Origin of the sequence: Ilumatobacter sp. (genome assembly GCF_041688325.1) — a bacterium.
Lineage (GTDB): Bacteria > Actinomycetota > Acidimicrobiia > Acidimicrobiales > Ilumatobacteraceae > Ilumatobacter_A.
Window position 1 is genome coordinate 1 of sequence record NZ_JBDNIJ010000172.1, and the last position, 4,735, is coordinate 4,735.

Annotated in this window: 5 protein-coding genes and 1 pseudogene; all 6 read left to right on the forward strand. The window is 61.3% G+C overall.

The window, feature by feature from the left end; translation table 11 throughout:
• The coding region (locus ACH2EI_RS10805; protein ID WP_395159998.1) for an NADH-quinone oxidoreductase subunit A at nucleotides 1–488 on the forward strand (488 nt) is incomplete at its 5' end.
• Between the two features lie 55 nt (nucleotides 489–543).
• Nucleotides 544–1,128 (forward strand): NADH-quinone oxidoreductase subunit B, encoded by a 585-nt coding sequence (locus ACH2EI_RS10810; RefSeq protein WP_395156267.1) that lies wholly within the window; start codon nucleotides 544–546, stop codon nucleotides 1,126–1,128.
• Nucleotides 1,125–1,658: an NADH-quinone oxidoreductase subunit C gene (locus ACH2EI_RS10815; protein WP_395156265.1), complete on the forward strand. Its 534-nt coding sequence runs from the start codon at nucleotides 1,125–1,127 to the stop codon at nucleotides 1,656–1,658. The genes ACH2EI_RS10810 and ACH2EI_RS10815 overlap by 4 nt, the downstream gene beginning before the upstream one ends.
• A complete protein-coding gene (locus ACH2EI_RS10820; protein ID WP_395156263.1) occupies nucleotides 1,655–3,109 on the forward strand; it encodes an NADH-quinone oxidoreductase subunit D in 1,455 nt (484 codons plus the stop codon). Before ACH2EI_RS10815 ends, ACH2EI_RS10820 begins: the two co-directional genes overlap by 4 nt.
• A 93-nt stretch (nucleotides 3,110–3,202) precedes the next feature.
• Nucleotides 3,203–3,838: an NADH-quinone oxidoreductase subunit NuoE gene (gene nuoE / locus ACH2EI_RS10825; protein WP_395156261.1), complete on the forward strand. Its 636-nt coding sequence runs from the start codon at nucleotides 3,203–3,205 to the stop codon at nucleotides 3,836–3,838.
• Nucleotides 3,835–4,735, forward strand: a pseudogene (locus ACH2EI_RS10830) (NADH-quinone oxidoreductase subunit F); the annotation flags it as partial. The gene nuoE and the pseudogene ACH2EI_RS10830, both read left to right, overlap by 4 nt.

A 4,735-nucleotide genomic window follows, 5' to 3' on the forward strand; every position in this document is an offset into this window, starting at 1 on the left:
CGCAATACCTCCCGGTCATCTTCTTGATGTTCCTGGCGATCGCCTTCGGCGGCATCAGCTTCGTGGCATCACGAGTGCTCGCACCGAGCCGCCCGTCAACAGCCAAGGAAGCGCCTTACGAGTGCGGCATCGTCCCCACACGTGACCTCCCCGAGCGCTTTCCGGTCAGCTTCTACATCGTTGCGATGTTGTTCATCATGTTTGACATCGAGATCATCTTTATCTATCCGTATGCGGTCGGTCGTGACTCACTCGGGTTTTACGGCTTCTGGGCGATCCTCGCCTTCTCGGTAATCTTCTTCCTCACGTTCGTGTACGAAGTTGCCCGCGGTGGCCTTGACTGGGGACCGCTGCACAAGTATCGGAACCTCGAAGCCGAAGCAGCAATCTTCTCTCCCGAACGCACGATGTCGTCAACCATCCGTCGCGTCGGTACCGAAGGCCGTCTGCCAAGCCGCGACGAACCATCCGAACACGAAGCCGCATAACCCGCCTCGCGGTCGCGACAGTCCGAACACCCCCGAAAGCCACAGGAGTCACAACATGGGCATCGTCAACGATGTGCTCGACGACGGAATCGGTGGGATCGCGCACAACGTCATCACCGCCAAGCTGGAAGATCTCGTGAACTGGTCGCGTTCCCGCTCGTCATGGCCTGCGTCGTTTGGTCTCGCCTGCTGCGCGATCGAAATGATGGCCACCGGTGCTGCGCACTACGACATCTCCCGCTTCGGCATGGAAGTGTTCCGTGCATCGCCACGTCAGGCCGACATCATGATCGTCGCGGGTCGTGTGAGCCAGAAAATGGCTCCCGTCCTGCGCCAGGTGTACGACCAGATGATGGAGCCCAAGTGGGTTATTTCGATGGGCGTTTGCGCCAGTTCTGGCGGCATGTTCAACAATTACGCCATCGTGCAGGGCGTCGACCAGATTGTCCCGGTCGACGTGTACGCACCCGGCTGCCCACCCACACCGGAGACGCTGATCCATGCGATCGAAACGCTGCACGGTCTCATCGAGAACGAAGAAATCTTGAAGCGTCGCGCAGTGTCCGGAGCCGGCGCGAATATCCATGTCGAGCACATCGACGCCACTTCGACACCCGTGCTTCTCGGAATGAAATCATGAGCGATGACGCCGCCTCCAGCAACGCCACCCAAGAAGCAGACGCAGCAGACGCTGCCGCCCAGCCGACTCTTCACGGCTGCCCCGTGACGGATTCGAACGGCCAGGAAGTCATCCACGCGAGCGCCGCGCAGTACCTCGACGTCGTCAAGGCACTCGCCGACGAGGGATACATCATGTGCATCGACTTGTGCGGCATCGACTATCTCGAGTTCATGGATCGCGTGCTTCCCGCCGACATTGAGCCGCAACGTTTCGAAGTCGTCGTGAATCTCCTCGACATGGCCCATCGCCGTCGCACGCGGCTGCGCGTCCAAGTTCCTGAGGCCGATCCGACCGTCGCGTCGCTGTTCGAAATTTATCCCGGGACCGAAGCCATGGAGCGCGAGGCCTACGACATGTTCGGCATCTTGTTCGCCGACCACCCCGACCTCACGCGCATCCTGATGCCCGAAGACTGGGAAGGCCACCCGCTCCGCAAGGACTACGACGTCGGCCGCATTCCGGTGCAGTTCAAGGGAGCCAACGCATGAGCACCACCGAAGAAAAGCTCACTGGCCAAAAGGCCGGCGCCGCCGTAGAGGCCGAAGCCGTCGAGGAGGTCCTCGAACCCTCGATCGGCGAGGTCGCCAGTACCGACCATCTTGGTACGAACTACCACCTGTTCGTCGCCGGCACCGACGAAGGCGATCAGAAGCTCAAGCCGCGCAGCCAGACGACCGCGCGTGAGTTGCTCCGCGAAGTTGGCTCTGTTCTGCGCATGTCCGAGGCCGACGCAGCCAACTTGGGCGAGCTCCCCGACGACCCCGAAGAAGATCAGACAATGATCATCAACATGGGGCCCCAGCATCCGTCGACCCACGGCGTGCTCCGACTGATGCTCGAGTTGCAGGGCGAAACGGTGCTCCGCTGCAAGCCGATTATCGGCTACCTCCACACCGGCATGGAGAAAACCGCCGAACAGCTCACCTTTATGCAGGGCGGCACCAATGTCACCCGCATGGACTACCTGAGCCCGCTCAACAACGAGCTCGTCTTTTCGATGGCCACCGAGAAACTGCTCGGTATCGACGGCGACATCCCCGACCGTGCCGTCTGGATTCGCATGCTGCTCTCCGAGCTGAACCGCATGTCGAGCCACCTGCTGTTCATGGCAACGAACGGCATGGACCTCGGCGCCGTGTCGATGATGATCTACGGCTGGCGTGAGCGCGAAGAAGTGCTGCGGTTCTTCCAAGAGGTCACTGGCCTCAGGATGAACCACAACTACATCCGCCCCGGCGGCCTCGCAGCCGACCTGCCTGCTGGCTGGCGCGATGGTGTGCTGCGAATCCTCGACCTGCTGCCGCCGCGTCTCGACGAGTACGACATCTTGATGACCGGCCAGCCGATCTGGCGTGAGCGTCTGCAGGGCGTCGGCGTGATCACGCCCCGTGAGGCACTTGCGCTCGGTGCCACCGGCCCCATTCTTCGTTCGACCGGTGTCGAGTGGGACCTCCGTCGCGACCAGTCCTACATGCACTACGACGAACTCGAGTTCGACGTCGTGGTCGGTTCGTACGGCGATGCTTTCGATAGGTTCGCAATCCGCCTCGCTGAAATCCGCGAGTCGATGGTGTTGGTTCGTCAGATCCTCGAACGGATCCCCGAGGGCGATTACCGCGTCCAAAACAAGAAGGTCACCCCGCCACCGCGTGCTCGTATCGACGAGTCGATGGAAGCGCTCATCCATCATTTCAAGATCTTCACCGAGGGCTTCAAGGTGCCGGATGGCGAGGTCTACTTGGGCATTGAGAGCCCGCGGGGCGAGATCGGTTGCTACATCGCGTCCGACGGCGGCCCGAATCCCTATCGCCTCCACATGCGCGATCCGTCGTTCGTCAACATTCAGTGCCTGCCGCACATGATGCGCGGCGGCCTCGTTGCCGACGCCGTGGCAATCATCTCTTCGGTTGATCCTGTGCTCGGCGGCGTCGACCGATGATGTCGTTTCCGCTGACCGCGAACATGGCCATGATGGACGGCGTCGACCGATGATGACCGGTGTCGACATTTTTTCTTACACAGGAGCTGGCTCATGAGCCGTTTGTCCGACCACAACGTGGTCATTGCTAAAGAGATCATCGGGCAGTACCCGAAGCAAAAGTCGGCGCTGATCCCGCTCGTCCATCTCAGCCAGGAACAGAACGGCTACGTCACCGAAGACGCAATGAGGCATATTGCCGAACTGGTCAACGTCACGCCGGCCGAAGTGCTGGGCACCGCATCGTTCTACGAGATGTTCAAGTTCGAACCGGTTGGTAAGTACGTCATCAACGTGTGTACGACGTTGTCGTGTGCACTGCTCGGTGCTGGCGAACTCCTGCACCACGCCGAAGAGAAGCTCGGCGTCAAGGCTGGCGGCACCACCGCCGACGGGCTGATCACGCTTGAGCCTGCCGAGTGCCAGGCGGCATGCACCGAGGCCCCGTGCCTGCAGGTCAACTACCGCCACAAGTACCGCGTCACCCACGACGACTTTGACCAAATGATCGATGATCTCCGCTCTGGCAAGCTCGACGCCGAAATTCCTCCCCATGGCACGCTCGGCCTCCAACGCCAACACATTCCTCACGACAAAGGCGTCGGTGCTGTGCACCCTGACGACGTCACCAGCGGTCCGGTATGGATCCCCGTCGTCGTAGCGCCAGACAATGAAGGGGCTTCCAAGTGAGCCACCCCACGAACTCGCCCGGCGCCGAGACGCACGACTACATTGCGGGCTTCTACATCGGTGACCGCCCGAAAGTCGTGACGTCGCGCTTCGAGTACGAAGACAGTCACACCCTCGAACGTTTCCTCGCGACCGACGGCTATGAAGGGCTCAAGAAATGCCTGGCCATGTCGCCGCAGGAGATGCACGACGAAGTCCGCAACTCCACGGTTCTTGGTCGCGGCGGCGCGGGCTTTCCGGCGGGCGTCAAATGGGGTTTCACGCCAGAGGGCGTGTGGCCGCGTTACCTCGTTGTCAACGGTGACGAGTCGGAGCCGGGTACTTACAAGGACCGTCTCCTCATGGAACGCGATCCGCACCAGCTCATCGAAGGCTGCCTGATCGCGTGCTACGCCGCCGGTCTGTCGCAGTGCTTCTTGTATGTCCGCGGCGAGATGGCCGTAGCGCAAGAGCGCATCGCCACTGCGCTGAACGACGCATATGCAGCTGGCTACATCGGCAAGAACATCCTCGGCACCGACTTCTCCGTCGACATCGTGCTGCACTGGGGTGCAGGCGCTTACGTCGTCGGCGAAGAGACTGCCCTGATCGAGTCGCTCGAAGGCGAACGCGGTATGCCTCGCCTGAAGCCGCCGTTCTTTCCAGCAGCCGTTGGCCTCTACGGCAAGCCGACCATCGTCAACAATGTCGAGACGCTCGCGAACCTTCCGTTCGTTGCGATTCACGGTTCGGCGGCCTACACCGCGATCGGTACACCCACTTCGCCCGGCACTCGCATGGTTGCCGTGTCAGGGCACGTCAAGCGGCCCGGTGTGTATGAGATCATCAACGGCTCGACAACTTTCCGCGACATCATCTACGGCGACGAGTTCAGCCAGGGCATCCGCGACGGCAACG

What these genes read in the sequence shown, in the direction of transcription:
- ACH2EI_RS10810 (WP_395156267.1), top strand. Translation starts at nt 544, where the DNA reads ATGGGCATCGTCAACGATGTGCTCGACGACGGAATCGGTGGGATCGCG.
- ACH2EI_RS10815 (WP_395156265.1), top strand. Translation starts at nt 1,125, where the DNA reads ATGAGCGATGACGCCGCCTCCAGCAACGCCACCCAAGAAGCAGACGCA.
- ACH2EI_RS10820 (WP_395156263.1), top strand. Translation starts at nt 1,655, where the DNA reads ATGAGCACCACCGAAGAAAAGCTCACTGGCCAAAAGGCCGGCGCCGCC.
- nuoE (WP_395156261.1), top strand. Translation starts at nt 3,203, where the DNA reads ATGAGCCGTTTGTCCGACCACAACGTGGTCATTGCTAAAGAGATCATC.